Here is a 5,284-nt window from a genome sequence, read left to right as displayed (position 1 = left end):
GAAGTACAAGGGCATCATCTGCGAGAAGTGCGGTGTCGAGGTCACGGTCGCCAAGGTTCGCCGCGAGCGCATGGGGCATATCGAGCTGGCGTCACCAGTTGCCCACATCTGGTTTTTGAAGTCGCTGCCGAGCCGGATCGGGATGCTGCTCGACATGACCTTGAAGGATCTCGAGCGCGTCCTCTACTTCGAGAACTACATCGTGCTCGAGCCGGGCATGACTCCCCTGAAGAAGCTTCAGCTACTGTCCGAGGACGAGTATCTCGACGCCCAGGACCAGTATGGCGAGGAAAGCTTCATTGCCGGCATCGGGGCGGAAGCCATTCGCAAGCTGCTGGAAGACCTTGACCTCGAGGCTGAGAAGGCCGAGCTTCTGGATGAGCTGGAGACGACCAAGTCGGAGCTGAAGCCCAAGAAGATCATCAAGCGTCTCAAGATCATCGAGAGCTTCCTTGAGAGCGGCAACCGCCCGGAGTGGATGGTGCTGACGGTCATTCCCGTCATCCCGCCGGAGCTCCGGCCGCTGGTGCCGCTGGATGGCGGGCGGTTTGCAACGTCTGACCTGAATGATCTCTATCGCCGCGTCATCAACCGCAACAACCGGCTGAAGCGGCTGATGGAATTGCGCGCGCCTGACATTATCGTCCGCAATGAGAAGCGGATGCTGCAAGAGGCAGTCGATGCGCTCTTCGACAATGGTCGCCGAGGCCGGACCATCACGGGCGCCAACAAGCGGCCGCTCAAGTCACTGTCTGACATGCTCAAGGGCAAGCAGGGCCGGTTCCGCCAGAACCTGCTCGGCAAGCGCGTCGACTATTCGGGCCGTTCGGTCATCGTGACGGGGCCGGAACTGAAGCTCCACCAGTGCGGCCTTCCGAAGAAGATGGCGCTCGAGCTCTTCAAGCCCTTCATCTACTCGCGGCTTGACGCCAAGGGCCTGTCGATGACTCTGAAGCAGGCCAAGAAATATGTCGAGAAGGAGCGCAAGGAAGTCTGGGACATTTTGGATGAAGTGATTCGCGAGCATCCGGTGCTCCTCAACCGGGCGCCGACCCTGCACCGGCTCGGGATCCAGGCGTTTGAGCCTGTGCTCATCGAAGGGAAGGCGATCCAGCTGCATCCGCTGGTCTGTGCAGCGTTCAATGCCGACTTTGACGGCGACCAGATGGCAGTCCATGTGCCACTCAGCCTCGAGGCCCAGCTTGAGGCGCGTGTGCTCATGATGAGCACCAACAACATCCTCTCGCCGGCCAACGGCAAGCCGATCATCGTCCCCAGCCAGGACATGGTGCTCGGGCTCTACTATCTTTCGATGCAGCGCGACGGCGAGCCAGGGGAAGGCAAGCTCTTGGCTGACATGGCGGAAGTGCACCATGCCCTGAATGCGCGCGCGGTCACGCTTCACAGCCGGATTGTCACTCGCGTGCCCCAGACGGACGAGGATGGGCGCACCTACATGAAGCGCGTGGAAACGACGCCCGGGCGCATGCTCATCGGCGAGTGCCTTCCGAAATCACACAAGGTCCCGTTTGAGACGGTCAATCGCCTGCTCACCAAGCGCGAGATCGGTGATGTCATCGACACCGTCTATCGCCACACTGGCCAGAAGGAGACGGTTCTGTTCGCGGACGCGATCATGGCCTTGGGCTTCCGCTATGCCTGCCAGGCCGGGATCAGCTTCGGCAAGGATGATATGGTCATTCCCAAGTCGAAGGCGGAACTTGTCGACCGCACGCGCGCACTCGCCAAGGATTTCGAGCAGCAATACCAGGATGGCCTCATCACGCAGGGCGAGAAATACAACAAGGTGGTGGATGCCTGGGCCAAGTGCGGCGACGAAGTGGCTGCAGAAATGATGCGGGAGATCTCGGCCCAGCGACCGGGTCAGCCCGTCAATTCCATCTACATGATGGCCCACTCCGGCGCCCGCGGCAGCCAGGCACAGATGAAGCAGCTCGCTGGCATGCGCGGCCTCATGGCCAAGCCGTCAGGCGAAATCATCGAAACGCCGATCATCTCCAACTTCAAGGAGGGTCTGACCGTCCTTGAATATTTCAACTCGACTCATGGTGCCCGCAAGGGCCTTGCGGACACGGCGCTCAAGACAGCCAACTCGGGCTATCTGACCCGCCGCCTCGTGGATGTGAGCCAGGACTGTGTTGTCTCGGAGCTCGATTGCGGCACTTTCCGCGGACTCGTCACCCGAGCGATTGTCGAGGGAGGATCCACCATTGTCACGCTTGGCGAGCGGATCCTCGGGCGGACTCTTGCCGAAGATGTTCTTGATCCCAAGACGGGTGCGCTGCTCTTTGCACGAGACACGCTTCTTGACGAAGCGAAGGTGCGGCTGATCGAAGAGGCCGGAGTCGTCGAAGTGAAGATGCGCAGCCCACTCACCTGCGAGGCCGAGCGGGGCGTGTGCGCGACCTGTTATGGGCGCGATCTGGCGCGCGGGACGCCAGTCAATATCGGCGAGGCGGTCGGCGTCATCGCAGCCCAGTCGATCGGCGAGCCAGGCACCCAGCTTACCATGCGCACCTTCCACATCGGGGGTGCTGCCCAAGTCTCGGAGCAGTCCTCGGTGGATGCGCCTGTCGATGGCCGGGTGATGTTCCGCAACTTGCCAACGCTGACCGACAGCCGCGGCCGCCTGATTGCCATGGCGCCGACTGGAGGTGAAATCGTACTGGTGGATGCCGACGGGCGGGAGCGGTCGAGCCACAAGATCCCCTTCGGTGCCTTCCTGTCCGTGACCGAGGGGCAGCAAGTGAAGAAGGGTGACCGGCTCGCCGACTGGGACCCGTTTACGCGGCCGATCATCACCGACCGTGCCGGGAAGGTCAAGTTCCAGGACCTGGTCGATGGGCAGACGCTGCGCGAGGAAGTGGACGAGACCACAGGCATCTCGAACCGAGTCGTCTCCGAGTTCAAGTCCCGTGCCAAGGAGGAGCTGCGGCCCCGGATCACCCTTCTTGACGCAGCCTCTGGCGAGGCTGGGCGCTTCCTGCTGCCGGTCGGTGCCATCCTCTCGGTCTTGGAAGGACAGGAAGTCGAAGCCGGGGACGTGCTCGCCCGGATCCCGCGAGAGGCCGCCAAGAACCGCGACATTACCGGGGGCCTGCCGCGCGTGGCCGAGCTGTTCGAAGCCCGCGTGCCCAAGGATCATGGCATCATCGCCAAAGTCGATGGCCGGGTTGAGATGGGGAAGGACTATAAGGCCAAGAAGCGGCTCATCCTCCGGCCTGAGGATGGCTCGGAGCCAGTTGAATATCTGCTTCCCAAAGGCCGGACCATCGCAGTCCAGGAAGGTGATCTTGTGCGTCGCGGCGATTTCCTGGTCGATGGTCCAGCGAACCCGCATGACATTCTCGACGTGCTTGGAGTCGAGAAGCTTGCCGAATATCTCTGCGCTGAGATCCAGGAAGTCTACCGGCTCCAGGGGGTCAAGATCAACGACAAGCACATCGAAGTCATCGTCCGCCAGATGCTCCAGAAGGTCGAGATCACCGACGATGGCGATTCGACCTTCCTGAAGGGCGAGCAGGTCGACAAGGACGAGCTCGATGCTGTCAACCGCAAGCTCGAGGCCGAGGGCAAGCGCCCGGCGGAAGCAAAGCCCGTGCTGCTTGGTATCACCAAGGCGTCGCTCCAGACGCGAAGCTTCATCTCCGCTGCCTCCTTCCAGGAGACGACCCGGGTGCTGACCGAAGCCTCGGTGCAGGGCAAGGTCGATCGGCTCGATGGGCTCAAGGAAAATGTGATCGTCGGCCGTCTCATCCCCGCTGGCACCGGCGCCGCGATGGAGCGTCTCCGGGTCGCGGCGTCGGCGCGCGATGCGGCACTACGCGCCCAGCAGGCGGCCCTCGCGGCTGCAAGCGAGGCGGCGGAATAACAGGAAGGGCCCGCCAGCCTTTGGCTGGCGGACCCCCTTCGCGCGTCAGGCGGTGACGTTCGCCTGTGCGGCCCGGCGCCTGCGGGCGGCGAAGCCTACCAGCCCGAAACCGGCGATCAGCATTGCCCAGGTTGCAGGCTCGGGGATGTAGGCGACCCCGATGAAGGCGGAGTTGCGGCCGCGCACCTTCCCTGTCGGGTCCAATGGCGCGAACCAGAGCCCGGCATCCATGCTCTGGGTGGCGATGTTGTAGCCCGAGCCAACCGAGAAGGCATCGAGCAGCAGGCTGTCGACATTCTGGCCGACGGGACCGTCCCAAGCTGCCTTGTTGATCCCGTACCAATAAGTAAAGGCGATGCTCTGGCTCGGGCCCAGGATCCCGAGCCCCAGCTTGATTCCCCCGCCGAGATCGCCGGCGCTGTTGCAGCCGGCAAAGCAGCTGAAGCCGTAGGGGACTGCCGGGTCCGGATGCTCGAAGCCGTAGTAGCTCGAGTCGATCACGTTAAGCCCTGGTGGGAAAATCGGCCCGAAGCTGTTCTCGAAGAAGGTGGTCGGGGCGATGTCGACGTCCCAGTTGCGCTGGAACAGGAGCCGGAGCGGTTCCCGCGTGGTGTTGACGATCCGGTGGTCGATCCGGACGATGTGCGGCAGCGGGAAGGTGTAGAGCTGGTGCACATCGACCCCCACCGCGGTGACGGTGTGCGTGGTCGCGCTTGCGCCAAGGAAGACGTGGGTGGTGCTGACGATCCCGCTCGGGCCGACGAAACTCTGGTCGGCCCAGGCGGAGCCGAGCGAGGTCGTGACCCCCCAGCTGTCGCGCGGGGTTCCGAGGGCGAGCGGGTCGTAGCCGTCGGCAAGGCGACGGAATCCGATCCCGCTGATCGGGTCCCAGAGTTCGCCATGGGTTCCGATTCCGACCACGAACGGTCCGCTGGTGATGGTGCCGGCCGCGAGCAGGGGCGAGCCGGACGCCACGGCGACCGCGGTCGCCGCGAGAAGAAGATATCGCATTATCATGCCTCCTCCCGTCGAATCCAGGCATGAAAGCTGGACCGACATTCCTCTGCCCTGCAATTTTCGTGCCAAGCCAGCAACAGGAATTAACCCATGTTTTTCTGCATGATAGAGACGTAACATTCTGGCGTGCTGTTGTCCCTGCCGACACATGATCCAGGTTCCGTTCTGCCCCGCTTGCCGCTGGTCGGAACTAACACACGGAATAAAAAGGAAAGAATCTGCAACGTGGAGCGATTCTACGGTTGTAAGTTTTTTTACAGCCCGTTGACCCTGGCGCGGGCCCCACTATGGCGGAGGCGATGCAACAGCAGCGACGCCCCGCGGGCCGCCCGCTTCGCGTGGCGGTCTTCTCGGGCAACTATAATTATGTGAAGG

General features: G+C 62.7%; 2 protein-coding genes. One reads left to right on the top strand and one right to left on the bottom strand.

Annotation, left to right across the window (positions count from 1 at the left end; translation table 11 throughout):
* Window positions 1-3,892 (top strand): DNA-directed RNA polymerase subunit beta' (gene rpoC, locus ACWIQA_RS01535; RefSeq protein ID WP_448581304.1); only part of this gene is annotated, 3,892 nt, incomplete at its 5' end.
* Window positions 3,893-3,937: 45 nt separating this feature from the next.
* Here the strand turns inward: rpoC and ACWIQA_RS01530 are convergent.
* Entirely contained in the window at window positions 3,938-4,903 is a 966-nt protein-coding gene (locus tag ACWIQA_RS01530; RefSeq protein WP_448581303.1) for a PEPxxWA-CTERM sorting domain-containing protein, read from the bottom strand.
* Between the last annotated feature and the right edge of the window lie 381 nt (window positions 4,904-5,284).

The sequence above is a fragment of the Thermaurantiacus sp. genome, assembly GCF_053487655.1.
This window is presented reverse-complemented; position numbering and strand designations above follow the sequence as displayed.

Coding starts and splice junctions, on each gene's coding strand:
- ACWIQA_RS01530 (WP_448581303.1), bottom strand. CDS start 4,903: ATGCGATATCTTCTTCTCGCGGCGACCGCGGTCGCCGTGGCGTCCGGC.